Genomic DNA, 17,946 nt, shown 5'->3' with positions numbered 1-17,946 from the left:
CGGATATCAGCTCCGCAATACCACTATTTCGGCCATCAGATCTTTTGGCGCAGTGTCCCAGTAAAGTGAAACGTTCTGGTTATTTTCCACATCACGCCACTGGGGGCAATCTTTATCGATACGGAAATATTTCGCGTTTGTGGTGCGGGGCAGACCTGCAGGTGTTTCAGGCGAGTAGTCCAGCGGAATGCCGGGCACAGCGCGCGCAATAAGCGTGGTCAGGTTTTGCTGTGCGGAAAGCTTGACCACATGCTGCATGGATTCGAGTAACCGGCCTTCTTCCATGCTTGTACGCAGAACCAGCCAGTAATTGTTGCCCGTCTCGAAAAAGGTCTCCGGCAACTCGGCAGAGTAGTACTCCCCGTCATATTCAAGGCGGATCAGGAACTCCGGCCCCATCATGATGCCCTCGAGAAGCCTGTTTATCAGGTTGCGGGCTGTGGCGTAGCACAGCCAGAGATTTTCATGATCATAAGGGGGGAGCGCCTGGGTGCCATCACGTGTTTCCCCAAAGGCGTTGATGCTTTCTGAAAAGGTGGAAAGTTCGCCCACCAACTGGCGCAAAGTGAGATACACCTGCCAGGGGTGCAGGTGGCTGCCTTCTGTGAAATGCTGCATGACAGGGACGTATCGGTTCAAGGAACGCAGCGCCAGGAGAAAAATGAGGTAGCGGATTTCAAGGTCCATGCCCTGGATGTCGCGGGGGCTTTTGTAGGCTTCGAGCTGGCGGCAGCGTGAGCCGATAAGATCTCTTATTTCTTTGATAAAGGAATACAGTTTGTCGGAGCTGCGGACACTCAGGCAGGGGGGGACGAACTGTTTCGCCAGCTTGACGTCTTCGCCTTCGCGTTCCAGTCTGGCAATGGGAATGAGATGGTAGTTTTCGAGTTCGTCGATTTCGTTTTCCCAAAAAATGCGCAGCACATAACGTAGCCGCCGGACGTGGGCCACAGGGCCATCCCCCTGTGAGTCCGTGATGTTTTCGGGTTCTTCCGTTGCTGCGTAACGGGTGACCAGCTGCCCTGCATCCTTGAGGTCGGCAACCGTGGTTACATTGTTACCGTCCGGATTCTCCTTGAAAATGCCAAGATAAACCGTAAAAGGCTTTTCGCTTTCCACCCAGGCTTCATCAAAAGAACGCGACTGCAAGACGCAGTTCCCCGGGTAAACAGCGTAAATGCCGTCCGGAAAGAGAAAATCACCCTCAAGAATTTCGAAAAGCTTGTTGCCGAAGCCTGGTTCGTTAATGCGCAAGGAGCCAACACCCCAAAAGTATTGTTGCCCATAAGTGCGCACAGGCTGGCGAGAAAATTCATTAAAGGCTTCTGCTCGCTGAAAATGCTGTGGTTGCAGAAATAGCCCTTGGTGCCAGTAGATAGGAGATTGGGGTTGCACCGTCATTCGCTCCCGATAAGCTGGATGCCCGCGGGCCCCATGAAAAGGTTCACCAGTAATTTGCCAGGGTGCCGAACAATGTCAGTGGTAAAAAAACCCACATCCTTGGATATTACCGGAATCTGAAACAGCCGCGTGGAACGCTGTGGCGCCAGGTCGTAATAGCCTGCTGCCACTGCGACGTACTGGGCCTTTTCCGCGCGGTCCAAAGGCACGATTTTATCTTCGTTCGGCTGTACTATCAGCCGCTGATAATAGACGGCAGTCTTGTCAAAATCAGCACATTCCAACAGCTTGAGCAGCCCCTTCTGATTCTTAACCAGCTTGTTCCACCCATTGGGGTCGCTGAGCTGATATACGCAAAGTACGACTGTGTGTCCTAGTTCATCATATAAATTCAACTGCTTGTCAGAACGAATGCGCAGTTGCAGCGCCCCTTCCGCATATGACCACTTGGGCTTGGAACTGGGGGTTGAAGAATCCGAAGACGGATCCTGTGGGTCGGGTGATGATGAACCGCCGCAGCCACACAATGACAAACAGACCATGAAACTGGGGAGGAGCACAAGCAAAAACAATATTCTGGACATGCGAAGGGACTGCTCTCGATGCGTACGAGCAATTTCTCCTGCATCTCTTGAACACATGGGATGCAACGTGACAACCCTTGGCGCCTTCGGGTGGCCGGGGGGTGGCTGCATAGGCATCTCGTATGATTTGTTCTGGCTATACGCCGGGATAATAGCATTATTATGTTGCTGTGAATACTAGTGCCAGTGTGCCAGGATTTGTCAAGAGAATTTTATGATTTTTTTTAGTGATTCTGTAAAATAACGATATTTTCATGAAAATAGCCTACGGAGAAGCGTTGTGTATGAACATGGTAAGATAAAAGCAGTCCGGCTCGACAGCAACTTCTGTTTCAGGAAAATATTGTGTGAGTAAACGGACTGAGGAGAGATTCAGGTATTGTAAGAGCTCCGCACTGCAGTATAACAGTCCCCTATTTTGAGTAGAAAAGAGTTTGTCCAGGGTGTTTTTACAGTGTTAATTGCGTTTTTGGTGCCATGTGACGTTGAAAAGCAAATGTTGTGCAGTGCTCTTGGGAGGGCAGGTGACAAAAATATTTTTCTTCAGGTGAAGCTTGAAGTTTTTTTGTGGCTTTGCATAAAACCTTCAATTGGAAGAGGTTTTCGTATTTTGCGATAATAATGATCTTACATGTTATATGTCTCTATGCGTAGACATTTTTCTTGTAGGCCGTGGTGTTTGTCGTGTTGTGCAGGCGTTTGGAAAAATGGATTTTTACATTCAGAAAAAGGAAGGCCAGGGTGGGGAACCCTGGCCATTGGAATGCCCCCCTGGTTAGGCATTGAGGTGACAAGAATCAGTGTGCGTTCGCCATCTGCTGTGGAGACCGGGGGGAGGGGGTGGTCTCCATGAAGACATGGGAGGCATTTACCAAATATCTGAACAAATCAGTAACTCCCAAAAGAAAAGTGTATTAGAATTCACTTGCATCAGATTTTTTATGCAAAAGCAAATATGTAAGTTTGCCCCTACAGCATGCAGTATTATTACTACACGGGCGTAGGGTTTTGTGCCGGTTCAGGGCAGACATGAAGGCTAACGCCCTTACAGGTCGCAGGCAGGATTCAGTGGAGGGGGGTCAATATTCTGCGAGTCCAAGGCTGAGTGCATAGCGCATCAACTGCGCATTATTGTCAATGTCCAGTTTTTTCATGATCCTGGATTTGTAGGTGCTCACAGTCTTGGGGTGAACATTCATTTCTTCTGCAATGTTGGTTAGTTTGTGTCCTTTTGCCAACAGTCGCAGCACATGCCACTCCCGTTCGGAGAGCAAATCATGGGGCATTCTCGCCCCCCGGCCACTGGCAATGCCTTTGAGCAGGCCGTTTGCCAGGGAATCGCTGGCGTAAGTGCCCCCGTTGAGAATCTTCTTGATTGCCCCCAAAAGTTCCGAGGGCACAGAGGCTTTGTTGAGGTAGCCGTTGGCGCCGGCTTTCAGGGCCCTGATGGCGTACCCCTCTTCGGGGTGCATGGAGAGGATGAGTACAGGTAAATCAGGTTTTTGTTCACGGATTTTGGAGAGCAGGCGCAGGCCGCTTTCATCTGGCAGGCTGATATCGAGGATCACCATGTCGAATTCATTGGCGAAAACGATATCCATAGCCTCTTTGGCAGTGGCGGCTTCGGTAAATGACGCCTGCGTGCCAGACACGTTGACAATGTCGCGAATGCCGGAACGCACGACAGCATGATCATCTACTAATAAGAGGTGCATTGCATTATCTCCAGATACAATACCTACCCTTCACGCAATACCAAGGCAAGTTTGTAGGGAAATTCTTACTCCCGAGTCTATCAACAGACATTTTCGTCAGCCCGCTGACTCAGAGGGAGGCATGCGGTGACGGTCGTGCCCTTACCGGATTCTCCCTTGATGTCCAGGGTTCCGTTCACTGCATGCAGGCGTTCGTACATGCCGAGTAACCCAAAGGAATTCGGTGAATCCATGGCAGCTGGAGATATCCCTTTACCGTTATCCTTAATGGTGACCTGAATGTGATGGTCCATTTGGACCATATCCACCCATACGGTGTCTGCCTGGGCATGGCGAGCAGCGTTTGTCAGCGCCTCTTGAACCAGCCTGTATACGGCTGTGGCGATTTCTGGAGCGGCTTCAAATTCTTCAGGTTCAAGAGTCAGTATGGTTCGCAGTCCCGTGGTTTTCTGAAAATCGTTGATGCGCCAGGCTATGGCGGCGCTCAATCCCAGATCGTCCAGTTGCATGGGCCTGAGTTCCTGACAGATACGCTGCACCGAGTTTATCATCTGTTCAAGGGTTGATCGCAGCACATCCACCCTTGTCAGGGCTTGCGTGTTTTCCTTGTTTACCATGTTGCCGAGCACGGACATTCCCATATTGAGGGCGGTGAGGTTCTGCCCCAATTCGTCGTGAATTTCCCGGGCAATGCGCTTACGCTCCTGTTCGATGATCTCCCCCTGCCGGGTGGCCAGGCGTCGCAGTTGTTCACTCGCCCAGTGCAATTCCCGCGTCCGTTCCTCCACGCGGAGCTCCAACTCGTCCCGGGCTTTTTGCAATGCTTCTTCAGCGACTTTTCTGGCGGTTATGTCCGTGACCACGGAGGTGAAACTGATCAGGTTGTCGTCTTCATCAAGGTTGTAATTCCAGTCTGCCTGGAGGTCGATCATAAAGCCATCAATGTGCTGCGAACTGAAAAAAAACGGTTGCGGTTGAGGGCGCTTGTACTGAATACGCTGCAAAAAATTGCGGAATCGTTCGCGATCTTTCTCGAGCGCGATATATTCAGTGATATTATCGCCTATCATGTCGAGGGCATCCATGCCGTGTCTGTCGGCAATGACCTGATTGCAAAACAATATCCGCCCCTGACGATCAAACTCGATCAGTCCGTGGGGGATAGTGTCTATGAGGTTGCGGTATTTGGCTTCGCTGGCGCGCAGGGCTTCCTGGGCCTTGATCGTGGCGAAAACCCCCCCTGCTTGAGAAGAAACGGCTTCCAGTATGTAGCGGATGTCCTGGGGCATGTGTTCCAGGCTACGCGAGCCCGTATAGATTGCTCCAACAACATTTTTTTCGAATATCATTGGGATAACGGCAACTGCCTGGAGCTGTAACGAGCGTGTGTCATCCACCATCAGAGCGCTGAGTTCATTGTGCCTGCTATAAAAGGGAATCCCTTGGCGCAACATTTTGTACTGTGGCGAGGAACCGTCAAAATTGTCCATTTTTTCAAGTAGCTTGTCGTCAACTCCTCTGCTGCTCATGACCTGAAGCGTATGTTCTTCGTCATTGACGGCGTAGACAACAAAAATGTCGAGTCCTTGATATGGTGCGAGCGCATCAAGCGTTATTGCAGCGGCTTGTTGCAGGGTGGTGGCCGTATTCAGGGCAATGCCAAGGTCGCGTTGCAGCTCCATGAGTTGCCGTGCCCGCAATTGGGATGTGACATCCATGGCGACGCCGACGATGCGGGTGGCCTTGCCTTCTTCATCGTGCTCCACAGCCCGCGCAAGCTGGCGCTGGTACATGGATTTGCCGTCCGGGCGCGTGTAGGAGAACGTGACATCCAAAAGCTCTATGTCACCACGCAGAATCTTGTCCGATTGTTCAATGCACTTGAGCTTATCCTGTTCCGGAATGCGCTGTGACCATTCATTAAGCGCCTCGGAATATGGAATATCATTGAAAAAATGCACATCGTTGAGTTCGTTGAAGCGATCGCTCGTGATGGAGATATTTTGCTGCGGATATATTTCGAATTCTGCAGCCCCGCTTATATCCATGGCCATTGCCAGGCGTTCCTGATTTTTGCGCAATTCTTGTTCCGCCTGCTGCCGTTCTTTTACTTCGGAACGCAGGCGGGCGTTTGCCAGGCTCAGTTGTTTGGTCCGCTCTCGTACGAGTTCTTCCAGGTGCAATCGGTAGCGGGTGTTTTCCTGCTCCAGGATGTGTTTGCCATCGAGCAGTGATTTGTGCTCAAGCGCTCGGGAAACACGTGCAGAAGGTCGTTTTTACGGACAGGCTTGACTAGGTAATCGAAAGCCCCCTGCCGGAGGGATTCTGCGGCGTTGTCGATGGTGGGTTGCCCGGTGATCATGATAACAGGGCAACGGGCGTGTAGTTCCCGGACCTTGTCCAGCAGGCTGGTGCCGGAGTCGCCGGGCAGGATGATGTCGCTGATGACTACGTCGAATTCGCCGCTGCTGAGGATTTTTTCGGCCTCGGCTACGGTCCTGGCCTCATGCACGGTGTGCCCTACACGTTGAAGAAATATGCTGAAGGTATCGCGTATACTGGTTTCGTCGTCTACGATAAGAATTTTGTTCATGGCGCCACCAAATGTGTACAAACGTCGTACCTGGCCTTGCAGGAATTTACTTCAGAGACCAAAAGACGCGTAAGGCCCCCGCTGCGAAAGCAGCCACGGCAAGCCATTGCATGACTTCGCCATCCCATTGCAGCAGAAAAAAACCCGTTATCATGAGCACTCCCCCCATGATGATGGGGCGAAACATCTGGCGCAAACGGTCTTCAAGCAATTCCATGGTTTCCTGGGCGAGTTTAACGTGTAGATTGTGCTCGCTCAGGTCATTCAAAATCGTTTTGGCCTTTCTCGCCGTTAAGGGCAAGTCCTTGATTTCGCCTGTGACGGTAGGGAACAAGCCTGCTTCCGCATCCAGTGCACGGGGCAGATTGTTCTTCAAAATGGGCAGGATATCCTTCACGCCATTGAAATTTTCAATAAAGCTTGTGCCCAGCCCCTCGATAAGCGAGGAGGCGCGCATTACATAGACGACTTCTTGCGGTAGCTTGAAGGGGAGATGTTTCATGGAATCTAGCACTTGGAATGCAAGAGCCTGCATGCTGGCCGCGCTCAGGTGCTCGTCGCCGAAGATGGCGAACATTCTTTCCGCAAAATCCAGCATCTGGTCTTCTGGCGCATTGTGGGCCACCACCCCCAACCGTTTGCAGGCCATGATGAACAGCTCGAAGTCCTGCTCGTGGGCGGCCTTCACCATTTCTATCATGGCGACCCTGGTGCGCTTGGAAAGACGCTTGACCATGCCGAAATCCAGCAGCACCAGACCACCGTCCTGGCGCACCAAAAGGTTGCCGGGATGCGGGTCACAATGAAAGTATCCTTTCACCAGCATTTGTTCCGTATAAAAAAGCACCAGCTTTTCCATGAGAGCGGAAAAGTCCAGCCCCATGCCGGCAAGGGCTTCCTTATCGTCGATGCGCACGCCTTCTTCAAAGTCCATGACCAGTGCGTCCGGGCTGCAGTATTCGGGGTGCGGTTCCGGAAAACGCACACCGCTGCCGGCATAGCGCTCCCTGAATTGGCGCAGATGCTCCAGTTCCTGCCAGAGGTCCACTTCCTTGAGGATCATCGTATTGAATTCGGCAATGACCGCATCCAGGGAATTTCGGGTGTAATTACTAAACAAGGGGCGCAGCACCCGCAAGAATGAGCGGATAATGCGGATGTCTGCCAGAACTCTTGGGGTTATGTTTCGACGACGGATTTTAGCAACCACCATGCGTCCATCATGCAATACGGCCCGGTGCACCTGGCCGATGGAGGCGCTGGCAATGGGGGTGCGCTCAAAAAAGCTGAATGGAGGTGTTGCGCCAAAAGCCTTTTGATACATGGCGTCCAGGTCCTTTGCATCCATGGGGGCCACTTCGTCATGAATACTTCGTAACCGGGACAGGTAGGCTTCGTTGAAGAAGTCGGCACGGGTCGCCAGTACCTGGGCCATTTTGATGAAGCTGACACCAAGTTCAAGGATGGCGGCCTGCAGGCCTTCAGGATCAAGGGGGCGCAGCAAAAGGAAGCGGCTGCGCCGCCGGAGGGTGCAAAATACAGTGTGCAGAAAACGAAAAGCCAACCACAAACGACGTGGTGCGTAATAACCGGGGGTAAAGGAAAAGTGCATGGGAAAAGAAGCCTCGGGCGCCCCTGGATAAGGGGATTTATCTTACCAGTTCGGGGCCTGGGGTTTGGGAGGCGAGGGTTTATAATCCCAGGGGCGTGAATCATCCAGGGCCAAAAAGATAATGGGGATAAAGAACAAGGTGCATATCGCGCCCCAGATGAACGGGTTTTTGCCTAGGCGTCCCGCTATTTTTCCCCAGAGTATGAACGTTGCGGCGATTTGAATGAAGGGAATGAGCAGCAGCACCATGTAGGGGCCCGCCAACCCTGCGCAACGGCAGAGCAGGTAGACATTATAGAGTGGAATGAGGAATTCACCAAAGGATCCCACACCGAATTTTTGCCCCAGTCTGTAAAGTATGTAGGTGATGCAAACATAAATAAAAAATGCGAGCAGCAACGGCGGAAGCAGGCCCAGCAAAATCATCTTGGGGGTTGGCTCGAAAGCAGTACCCTGCTCTTGCGCTGCATCAGAGGGAGATTCCGTGAGGCCGCTGAAAATGCCCCGCAGCATCTCTTTCAGCAATTGGGAAGGGGAGGGATCTTCCGGTTCGAGTGGAGAAGGCTCTTGCGGTGGCAACTGAGGGATGTCTTTAGGCTGGGATTCCTGGTCGGCGTAAGTGCCCCCGCCCGGCGCCTGAGATTTGCGTTCCTGCTCCAGCATAAAATTCTGTTCGGCCGCATCGGGGTTCTGATCCATAAAGCGCTGCCGTTGCTCCATCCTGGTTTCGTGCTCTTCAAGATGCTCGGGCTTTGTATTTTGCATGTGCAAAATACCCTGCGAATCGCGCCAGACATAAATCTCCTTTGCGCAGTAGGCTGGCGCAGCATAGACCACAAGGGCCAGGATGAAGAACGCGATGCGCAGTAGCATTTCAGTGCCCCTAACCTTCAAAGGTTTTACGCGAAAATACGAGAAGGAGCCGGGAGAAAACTTTGGAGAATCCCTTACCATTACAATAGGTGTTTTTTACCTTGTCGACAAGATGGAACAGAGACTCTTTAAGGTTTTACAAAAGGACACGTTGCAGAAGTCCCAGTCATTTCTTACTGGCGGCTTTACGGTATCATCCATCTGGGCTACCGTGCATGGCAAGTGGAGGAAAGTATGTGTTACATGAAAGGATCGAGCTGTGGCTCTGAGAAAAGAGAGCGCCGCGGATGGGGGGCAATGTTCTTCCTTGCGCTTCTGTTGTTTGCGTTTTTGTTCTGCCTGCCAGGGGAGGGAGCGCGCCGGTCCTTTGCCGGGATGCACAGCTGGGTGGACGAGCAGGGCGTCATGCACTTCTCGGACAAACCCGTGCAGGCAGCCAAACCGAAAATGCAGCAGGGGGAAGCGCCCCCGACAGATAAAACAAGCGCGCCAGCCCAGGCAACACTACCGGCAGGCCATGGACCCGTTTTCATGTGGAAAGTCTCGACTGCTACCAATTTCGTCTATCTGCTCGGCTCCATGCACTTTGTCCAGGCTGGCACCTACCCGTTGGACCCGCGCATCGAGGCTGCTTATGAGCAGTGCCCCGTCATTGCCGTAGAAAGCGATGTGGAAGGCAAGCAGGGACAGCTTCAGGCGCTGACACTCAAGCTTGGCATGTATGAACAGGGGGATACCCTGGACAAGCACATTTCCCCACAAACCATTGCCCTGCTGCGGGAAAAAGGGTTCTGGAATCCGTTGTTTCTGCAGATGAAGCCCTGGCTTCTGGCGCTGCAGCTCCAGAATCAGCAATTCATGATGCTGGGGTACGACATGAACAGCGGCATTGACCGCTATTTTTTGCGCAAGGCCAAGGCCCGAGGCAAGAAGGTTAAGGAACTTGAAGATATGGGCGCGACCTTGCGCCTTCTCGCTTCTGCCTCTGAAGGGCGCGAGGACGAATTTCTTAGCTACTCGATAAAGGAACTGGACCGCACTGCGGAAGTCATTCCCAACATCAATCGCCACTGGAAAAAGGGGGACGCCAAGGGCATGGCTGATCTGATACTGGGAGAAATCAGCCGCAACCCGGAATTCAGGGAATTTGGCAGGCTTCTTTTTGACGAGCGCAACAAGGCCATGGCCGCAAAGGTGGAGCAGTACCTCAAAAGCGGCACGCCGCATTTCGTCATAGCCGGGGCGGGGCACATGGTCGGCAGTATGGGGATTCCCCGGCTGTTGGAACAGCGGGGGTACGATGTGGTGCAGATAGGGGCTGAGTAGGAAGAACGCGCCGCTTGTTCGCGGCGCGCTCCCGAGAGCATTATTTGCGTGGATTCTGCCCCAGCAGGCACATTACCTCGTAGGAAATGGTACCCCACCAGCTGGCGAGTTCATCCGGGCTGATGGCTTCCTTGCCGCGCCCTCCTAATAAGGTGACGGTATCTCCGGCCTTGGTATGGGGGGCATTTTCAATATTTACCGCAGTCATTTGCATGCAGACGCGTCCGACGATAGGCACGCGCTTGCCGTGCAGCAGCATGGCGGATTGGGTGTCCTTACCGCTGGAAAGCCCGCGGCTGTAAGCATCTGCGTAACCTGTCGCCACTATGGCCACCCGTGTTGGCTTATCCGCCACCCAGGTGCGCCCGTAGCTTATGCTTTCCCCTGGCGCCAACTCACGAACCTGCAAAACGGGAGCCTCAACATGCATGACCTGCTTGAGGCCGTGCCCCTTTTCCTCCCAGGCAGTGCCGTAAAAGGGATTGCCGCCATACAGCGCGACGCCTGGGCGCTGTAAATCCAGATGCAGCGCTGGGTAGGCCATGATCGCGGCCGAGTTGGCCAGGCAGCTGTCAAAAGGGGCGAGTGGGGCCAGGGCATTGCAAATTTCCGCAAAGTCCCGCCCCTGCTGGAGGACGAAATCCTCTTGTTCGGGCATATCTGCAGTGGCCAGGTGTGAAGCTGCCATGACCACCTGCAGGCCTGGATGTTTTTCAAGGTACTGGAGGAGCTTATGAATCTGCCCCTTGTTGAATCCCAGGCGTCGCATGCCGGTGTCGAACTTTAGCGCCAGGGGGAGTCGTTCGTCCGGGGTAAAGGTGCGACGGACCTTTTCCAGGTGTTCAAGTTGTGCTTCGGACCCGCAGAAAGGGATGATGTCGTGGCGGGTCACGGCTTCGCAATCAGTGTCATCCAGGGCGCCCAGAAGCGCGACAATTTGCCCTGTAAAACCGTTTTCACGCAGGTAGACTGCTTCCTGCACCGTGCCGACCGCCATGCGTCGACATCCAGCGTCATCCAGCACGCGTGCAACATGGAGCAGGCCATGGCCGTATGCGTCGGCCTTGACCACGGCCATGGCGTTGCCACCTTTGCCGTGCATCATCTGCCAGTTGTGTTTAAGAGCGTCGGAATCGATGGAAACACGTATCAAGTTGTAGGGAATACTCATTGTTTTTCAGCCTTTGGGACAGCAAATTTAAAACAGGTGATAGGAAATTGAATTAACAGAATTTTTTCATGTAATAAAGCCTCTTGTTTTGCAGCTGCATAGTGTGTTAGTTCATCCAAAATCGAGCCGTGTTCGTTAGCATGGCAATCCCGGTCCGGATGTGCGAAATGAGGTCCGGGCGAGACCCTCGATCCAGGAAACAAAAAGGCATGACCCGCATCCAGTTGCCAGGCATATTCAGCCTCCGACTCCTCTCCACCGCTCTTTTGGCGCTGTTTGTTTTTGCGTTTTTTTCGCCGTGTTCTGCAACGGCTGACGAATTGGTTAACGTCTTGCCCGAGCTGGAAGAAGACGCTGTTTGGGATATTGAGGCCGACAAGGCTGTGAGTCTTGAAGACGGCGCCATTCTCGAAGCCTCGGGCGACGTTGTGCTGCGCCAGGGCGTCAACTATCTCAAGGCGGATTTCGCCCGCTACCATCGTGAAACCCACTGGGTATTTCTGAGGGGTAATGTTCGCGCTGGTTTGGGCGGTGACGAACTGGAAGCCGAGGAAGCCGAATTCGATCTCACCAAGCATGTGGGCTGGCTCAAGAACGGGCGAATTTTTCTGGCAGACCCGCACATGTACTTCAAAGGCTCCTACGTGGAAAAGAAGTTCGGGGAGACCTACGAATTCAAGGAAGCCAAGGTCACTGCCTGCGATGGCGACGTGCCTGCCTGGTCTTTTGAGGCCGACGAAGGCACCGTTACTGTTGACGGCATGGCCAACCTCAAGAATGCCCGCTTCAACGTCAAAGACGTGCCTGTGATGTATACGCCGTACTTTTCCATGAGTACGGCCAAACGCCACACCGGTCTGCTCATGCCCGGCGTGGGGTACAGCAACCGTCTTGGCGCGCAGATTAACCTGCCGATCTACCTTGTCCTTAATGAAGAGAACGATATCACCCTGTATGAGAACCTGATGACTTCCCGCGGGTTCATGCAGGGGGTTGAGTACCGCCACAACTGGGATTTTCTCCAGGGCAAGGGCTACTGGCGTTTCGATTACCTGTACGATGCTGTCATCCACGAGAAAGAAGGCGACGAGCCTTCCGCCCTAGAAGATGATGGTTTGGTGCGCACCAACCACGATCGGTTCTGGCTGCGCTCCATGTTCAATGGCAACATTCCCGTTGCAGACATAGACGTCAAACTGGACCTGGATTTTGTTTCCGACCAGAACTACCTGCGCGAATTCGAGAGCGGGCTTTCCGGCTACGATCACAGCCGTGATGTCATGGAAGAAGAATTTCGACGGTCGCTGAACGAAATCGACCAGGACAGGGTGAGCACGCTGCTCTTATCCCGCGGCTGGGACCGGGGGCTGCTTTCCGGAATGCTGCAGTACACGCAGCCCGTTGAATACGGGCACGGCAACCGCTCCCTGGAATATGCGCCCCAGTTGCAGAAATTACCCGAAATTTCCGGCTATCTTTATAAGGATACCATACCCGGTCTCGAAAATCTGCCCATAGAGGTGCAGGCAGACCTGGTCGCCACCAACTTCCGGCGCAACATCGGCTCCACGGGAACGCGCATAGACTTTCACCCCAAATTGAGCGTGCCTTTGGAATCAAAATACGGCTCCATCATCCCCACGGTAGGATTTCGTGAAACCTTCTACTCCGTGGACAGGCATGAAGCCACGCCCGGAGCGCCGGAAGGGGATACGGAAAACACCAGTCGCAGCTATGTCGATGTCGATGTCACGGCGCAATCCGATGTCTATCGCATCTTCGACTTCGGGGTGGGCCCCATGGATGTGAGCCTGGACAATCTCGGCGAAGGGCACTGGACCGCGATGAAGCACAGCGTGCAGCCGCGTGTCAGCTACAACTATGTGCCTGATCTGGATCAGAACGATAACCCCTATTTCGACTTCGAGGACCGCGTCGAAGAGCGCAACATGATTTCCTACTCTTTGACCAACGTTCTGACGCGCAAGCGCGAAGAAGTTATCATGCGCACCGAAGGGGAAAACGATCCCGTTCCCGGGTTGAGCGTTGACTATCTGGATATTTTTCGCCTGGATATCGGGCAAGGGTATGACATTGTGGAAGCCGAGCGCAACCACATGAGCGATGTGTATGAGCGGCGCCCCTTTACCGACGTGTTGGCGGACCTCACCCTGCAGCTTGATTCCTGGGTGAGCCTGAACAGCAAATCCTGGTTCTCCCCCTATACCTTGGGCTTTACTGAGCATTCCCATACGCTGATACTTGAAGTTCCCAACTGGGTCAGCACCTCCTTTGGCCTTGATTTCATGGAAGGCATCAACGAATACAAGCGCCAGAACCGGCCTGAGATGGACGTCATCGATCTGGGGCTGGACCTCTCGCTTTTCGGGGGCTTGACCGTTGGCGCAGGCTGGAAGACCGATCTGCTTCGGGAAGAAAACCTCGAAACTTCACTTGCCGTCGGCTACAAGCACCAGTGCTTTGATGTGGAGGTCAAAGGTACCACCACGCCCATTGAGGACCGTGTTGAAGCCTGGATCAACCTCACGGGCATCAGTTTCTTCTAACTGCCTACTTGTTTCAGCATCTTATCGGCGCTACAATAAATCTGGAGCGTCCGTTTTCTGCGTTTTTTCATGTATTAAAGACGGCGCATCCCCATTGGTTTGTACTGCGTAATGCAGTACTGCGCGGTTTCACGTGTTTTCAAGCCATGATATTCGGAGGAATATTTTTTACATGTTCAAGAAATTGTTGCCTCTTGTAGTAGGCGCGCTGCTTCTTGTGGCGCCCGCCTGCATGAAAAAGGATGAGACGACCACAATACCCCCTCGCCCCGGGCAGACTGAGACCAAGGCGCGAGGTTCGGTGCGCGCGGTGCATAAGGGTATGCCCAAGATCGACGGACAGCAGGTGCGTGACTGGTTTGGCTCGATAAAGCTTCCCGGCTGGCGCAGGCTGTCCATATTCAGCGAGTTCCATCCTGATGAAGGGAGTTTTGTGGCGCGTTATGGTAAAAAAAATAAAATCCTGTACCTTTCGTACATAGATAACCAAAGGATGAGCCAGTTCGGTTTGCCCCGTACCGCCCGGGAAATGCTCATGGTGGGGCGCAGTTCCTTGCCGCAAACAGTGGAATTGGAGGGACGAAAATGGTACGCGCAAAAAGGAGAACAACCTATGCTGGCTACAGACGCCACTGCGGATGTTCGCGTTTTGCTCATGGGGTATAGAGATCTGAAAATCGAGGAACTGGAAGAATTGGCACTGCAATTGCCGGTCGGCAAACTCAAGGAAATGTCGCAATGAAAACATTGAGGACGGCGCCCTATAAGCGTGTTCCGGGTAAATGGCTCTATTGGCTTGCAGCAGCCCTTTATCTGGGGGTGCCCCTTGTTCTTGCGGCGTTTGCCGTGCCCAAGGCCATTCATTTCTATGAGGAGATGCAATCCCATGGCCAGCATCTGTATGCACCGGGGCGCCAGGCCTTCACCCTGGAAGCACCTGGAGAGTATGCAATGTACCTTGGCGACACCTTTGAAAACGCCTCATCCTATTCCCAGTCGGAAGGGCGCATGGCCATCTCCCCTACAGGTCCAGAAAGCGGCGTGAGCCTGCGTCTGGAAGATCCCACCGGGAAAACCGTTCCCCTGCGGACACCAAAAATGAACAGCACCGTGACCATGGGGACTTCCCGCTGGGTCTGCATTGGTTTGTTCACGGCGCATTCTGCGGGTGAGTATGTCCTGGTGGGAGAGCCCGGCCCTAAGCGCAGTCCCGAAGCACGGGAGCTTTTTTTGCTTGTAGTGGAGTCTGGCTGGCCTTTTGGGGAAATCCTGGATGCGGTGACCTTGTTGCTGCCCCTTTTGTTTTGCGCGTTCATCAGTATTTTGGCCGGTGTTGGGCTGGCGATGTTCGTATACGTAAAACGCTACGACGAGCGGGCCCCGAAAGCTTGCAATATGTAAAACAAATTGTATCGAGGTGAGCGATGGAAGTGGCTGGTGGTATGCTGATTTTAGGGATTCTCGTGCTGTTGGCCGGGCTTTTGGTCAGCGCCTTGTTCGTGCATCTTGCCGCAAAATTATCCGGTGTGGAGGGTGCAACCTTTGGCAAGGCTGTACGTGCCGTTATTGCAAACGCAATTGTTTCCGTCCTCGTGTCTCTGGTGTTTTCGATTGTTCCTCTGGCCGGCACGCTCCTGGGCATGCTCATCAGCCTTGCTGTCACGCTCTGGGTGCTGCGAAAAATCTACCAGATTGGCTGGGGCAAGGCTCTCTTGCTTTGGGTCATGCAGTGGATCGTGCTTTTTATCTTGATTCTCGTGCTCGGCAGCGTGATGGGCATGAGCATCCTCGCCTTGTAAGCGCATAATAACCAGGCAGTCGCGGTCTCTACGGGCCACGGCTGCCTGGTCGTCATAAAAGCATGACGCCCGCTATTCGTAAGCCAGGGCGACTTCTCGTCGGATTGTCTCGGTGAGAGTGCTTCCGGAATGGGCAATTTCTTGGGCGTTATGAATGCTGGCAACACTCCCGTGGCGATAAACAACAACCGCCTCGGCCAGGGATTCCACTTCGTCTGAATCATGCGTCACCATGATCATGGGGATGTCGAAGGTTTCCAGCACCCGGCTCAACTCCTGGCGCATGCGTAGCCGCAACGGTTGATCCAGCGCGCTGAAGGGTTCGTCCAGCAGCAGCATGCGGGGAGAGGTCGCGAGCGCTCTGGCCAGGGCAGTACGTTGCTGCTGCCCTCCGGAAAGCAGGGCAGGCTTTAATCCTGCGACCTTATCCAACCCAAAGATGTGAATGAGCTCCTGAACCCTGCGCCTGTCCCGATTGGAGATTCTGCCAAAAAGGGATGCAAGGCCAAAGCTGACGTTCTGCTCCACATTCAGATGCGGGAAAAGCGCATAATCCTGGAATACATAGCCTACGCCGCGAGACCTTGAAGGCAGGTCGATGCCTGCCGCAGAATCAAAAATCACGTCGCCATTGACGCGGATGTACCCTGCATCCGGACGCAGCATGCCGGCAATGGCCCTGAGCGTCAGCGTCTTGCCGGAGCCGGAAGGACCGAAGAGCACCAACGCCTGTTCCGTTGTGGAAAACTGGGAGCGGAGGAGAAATTCTTCTCCCCCGCTTTTCATCCGTTTTTCGATCGAGAGTTCGAACTTCATTTGCAACCTTATAGTTAGGGGCGCTTGAAGCCTCTGGCTTCGAGGAGCGCTACACCGGCATCGCTACGGACAAAGTCGACAAACTTTTGGGCCAACGCGCCGGACTTTGCATTCTTCAGTACGGAAATGGGGTAGGTTACGGGTTTTTCCAGGGGGATTTCAGCAATGATCTTGACCTTCTCGCCACCCTTTACGGCGTCAGTGCGGTACACAAAGCCGCAATCCACCTCTCCTCTGGAAAGATAATCCAACACCTGGCGTACGGATTCGGCAAAGATCATCTTGGGTTGCAAAGGGGCGAACATTTTGGCGGCTACCAGGGCAGACTTGGCGTACTGTCCGGCGGGTACGGTTTCCGGCGTGCCTATGCCGATTTTCTCCACCGTGTCTTTGGTCAGATCTTCCAGGCTGCTGACGCCGGCTGGGTTATCGGCAGGGGTGGCAAGCACCAGCGAGTTGTGCGCGAAAACAACCACATCATCTTTGTTGGCGAAACCGCCCTCTACTGCCTTGGCCATCCATTTGGGGTTGGCGGAGGCGAATACCTCTACGGGAGCGCCTTGTTCTATCTGCCTGTAAAGCGCGCCGGATGCCGCGTAGTTGAGCACCACATCCACACCTGGATTGGCTTTTTCGAAAGCAGGCTCGATGTCGTTGAAGGCGTCGGTCAGGCTGGCGGCCGCAGAGACGATGAGTTCTTCGGCCTGGGCCGCCGGGGACAGAGAGAATACAGCAAGGGCGCATACGAGGCAGGCGACGAGAATGAAGCGTTTCATTTTTTTGCTCCTTGAAGAGGGGTCAGAATTGAGGTTTGAGGAGTCTGCTTGTTGTCATCAGAATGATGACGCATACAATACTGATGATAAGCACCAGGGTGTTGGCCAGAGCGTCATTCCCGGCCTGAACCGCTGAATATACTGCAAGAGAAAGGGTTTGTGTTTTGCCGGGCAGATTGCCCGCCACCATGAGCGTGGCGCCGAATTCGCCAAGAGCCCTTGCAAAAGCCAGCATTGTGCCGGCAAGCACGCCCCTGAATGCCAGAGGCAGCGACACGCGGAGGAAAACTGCCAGCTCGCCCTTTCCAAGAGTCCGGGCTGCGTCTTCATACTGTTTGCCCACGCCCTCCAGTGCAGCGCGCGCAGACTTGAACACAAGGGGAAAAGCCACGACAGCAGCCGCAATGACAGCGCCCTGCCAGGTAAACATGAGGGTGATGTCAAAGGTCTCCTGCAGCCACTGCCCGAGAATGCCCCGGCGACCGATGAGCACAAGCAGATAATAGCCCAGAACAGTGGGGGGCATGACCATGGGCAGGGTGCAGATGGCGTCGCAAAGGTCCTTGCATGGAAAACGCGGCCGCGTCAGCGCGTAGGCTGTGCCTACGCCAAGAAGCAGCGCTGCAAAGGTTGCCAGCCCTGCGACCTTCAGGGTCAGAAAAAGGGGCTGGATAAAGGCGGCGCTGTTGAAATCGAAAATGGCTGCTGACATG

16 protein-coding genes are annotated in these 17,946 nt (G+C 53.7%); 5 read left to right on the top strand and 11 right to left on the bottom strand.

Translation table 11 applies throughout. The features are described 5' to 3' along the window. Positions 1–6 precede the first annotated feature (6 nt). The 7 genes from tssK to ACZ5EH_RS00860 all read right to left on the bottom strand — a co-directional run bounded on the left by tssK (position 7) and on the right by ACZ5EH_RS00860 (position 8,778). Complete coding sequence (tssK, locus tag ACZ5EH_RS00890; protein ID WP_464276261.1) at positions 7–1,401, bottom strand: type VI secretion system baseplate subunit TssK; 1,395 nt, start codon at positions 1,399–1,401, stop codon at positions 7–9. Further along, positions 1,398–1,985 (bottom strand): type VI secretion lipoprotein TssJ, encoded by a 588-nt coding sequence (locus ACZ5EH_RS00885; protein WP_464276260.1) that lies wholly within the window; start codon positions 1,983–1,985, stop codon positions 1,398–1,400. The genes tssK and ACZ5EH_RS00885 overlap by 4 nt, the downstream gene beginning before the upstream one ends. Positions 1,986–3,064: 1,079 nt before the next feature. After that, positions 3,065–3,700, bottom strand: a complete 636-nt coding sequence (locus tag ACZ5EH_RS00880; protein WP_464276259.1) for a response regulator — start codon at positions 3,698–3,700, stop codon at positions 3,065–3,067. Positions 3,701–3,780: 80 nt separating this feature from the next. Further along, positions 3,781–5,883 carry a PAS domain S-box protein gene (locus tag ACZ5EH_RS00875; protein WP_464276258.1) on the bottom strand — a complete coding sequence of 701 codons (2,103 nt, stop codon included), beginning with the start codon at positions 5,881–5,883 and terminating at the stop codon, positions 3,781–3,783. Next, the gene (locus ACZ5EH_RS00870) at positions 5,841–6,293 is read right to left on the bottom strand and encodes a response regulator (protein ID WP_464276257.1); all 453 of its coding nucleotides are present in this window, start codon (positions 6,291–6,293) and stop codon (positions 5,841–5,843) included. The genes ACZ5EH_RS00875 and ACZ5EH_RS00870 overlap by 43 nt, the downstream gene beginning before the upstream one ends. A 46-nt stretch (positions 6,294–6,339) precedes the next feature. After that, a complete protein-coding gene (locus tag ACZ5EH_RS00865; protein ID WP_464276256.1) occupies positions 6,340–7,905 on the bottom strand; it encodes an ABC1 kinase family protein in 1,566 nt (521 codons plus the stop codon). A 42-nt stretch (positions 7,906–7,947) separates the two neighbouring features. Then, positions 7,948–8,778, bottom strand: coding sequence for a hypothetical protein (locus ACZ5EH_RS00860; protein WP_464276255.1), 831 nt, complete (start codon positions 8,776–8,778; stop codon positions 7,948–7,950). Positions 8,779–9,021: 243 nt separating this feature from the next. Between ACZ5EH_RS00860 and ACZ5EH_RS00855 the strand changes: the two genes are divergently transcribed. Beyond that, positions 9,022–10,104 (top strand): TraB/GumN family protein, encoded by a 1,083-nt coding sequence (locus ACZ5EH_RS00855; protein WP_464276254.1) that lies wholly within the window; start codon positions 9,022–9,024, stop codon positions 10,102–10,104. A 40-nt stretch (positions 10,105–10,144) separates the two neighbouring features. On the opposite strand, the gene alr is transcribed toward ACZ5EH_RS00855, so the two are convergent. After that, positions 10,145–11,275, bottom strand: coding sequence for an alanine racemase (alr, locus tag ACZ5EH_RS00850; RefSeq protein ID WP_464276253.1), 1,131 nt, complete (start codon positions 11,273–11,275; stop codon positions 10,145–10,147). Between the two features lie 209 nt (positions 11,276–11,484). Between alr and ACZ5EH_RS00845 the strand changes: the two genes are divergently transcribed. The 4 genes from ACZ5EH_RS00845 (at position 11,485) to ACZ5EH_RS00830 (ending at position 15,641) form a co-directional block, all read left to right on the top strand. Next, on the top strand, positions 11,485–13,842 hold the full coding sequence (locus ACZ5EH_RS00845) for an LPS-assembly protein LptD (protein ID WP_464276252.1): 2,358 nt from the start codon (positions 11,485–11,487) through the stop codon (positions 13,840–13,842). 172 nt (positions 13,843–14,014) lie between these two features. Continuing rightward, the gene (locus ACZ5EH_RS00840) at positions 14,015–14,584 is read left to right on the top strand and encodes a hypothetical protein (RefSeq protein ID WP_464276251.1); all 570 of its coding nucleotides are present in this window, start codon (positions 14,015–14,017) and stop codon (positions 14,582–14,584) included. Continuing rightward, on the top strand, positions 14,581–15,243 hold the full coding sequence (locus ACZ5EH_RS00835) for a hypothetical protein (RefSeq protein ID WP_464276250.1): 663 nt from the start codon (positions 14,581–14,583) through the stop codon (positions 15,241–15,243). Before ACZ5EH_RS00840 ends, ACZ5EH_RS00835 begins: the two co-directional genes overlap by 4 nt. 23 nt (positions 15,244–15,266) lie before the next feature. Further along, on the top strand, positions 15,267–15,641 hold the full coding sequence (locus ACZ5EH_RS00830; RefSeq protein ID WP_464276249.1) for a hypothetical protein: 375 nt from the start codon (positions 15,267–15,269) through the stop codon (positions 15,639–15,641). A gap of 72 nt (positions 15,642–15,713) precedes the next feature. Here the strand turns inward: ACZ5EH_RS00830 and ACZ5EH_RS00825 are convergent, their stop codons facing one another. Genes ACZ5EH_RS00825 through modB form a run of 3 tightly spaced genes read right to left on the bottom strand, consistent with a single transcriptional unit; the run spans position 15,714 to position 17,945 of the window. Beyond that, positions 15,714–16,457, bottom strand: a complete 744-nt coding sequence (locus tag ACZ5EH_RS00825) for an ATP-binding cassette domain-containing protein (protein ID WP_464276248.1) — start codon at positions 16,455–16,457, stop codon at positions 15,714–15,716. A gap of 14 nt (positions 16,458–16,471) precedes the next feature. Continuing rightward, on the bottom strand, positions 16,472–17,233 hold the full coding sequence (gene modA / locus ACZ5EH_RS00820) for a molybdate ABC transporter substrate-binding protein (protein WP_464276247.1): 762 nt from the start codon (positions 17,231–17,233) through the stop codon (positions 16,472–16,474). A gap of 22 nt (positions 17,234–17,255) precedes the next feature. Further along, the gene (modB, locus tag ACZ5EH_RS00815) at positions 17,256–17,945 is read right to left on the bottom strand and encodes a molybdate ABC transporter permease subunit (RefSeq protein WP_464276246.1); all 690 of its coding nucleotides are present in this window, start codon (positions 17,943–17,945) and stop codon (positions 17,256–17,258) included. Position 17,946: the final 1 nt, after the last annotated feature.

The sequence above is a fragment of the Desulfovibrio biadhensis genome (genome assembly GCF_055388615.1).
The sequence above is the reverse complement of the archived record's forward strand: the minus strand, read 5'-3'. Positions and strand labels throughout refer to the sequence as shown.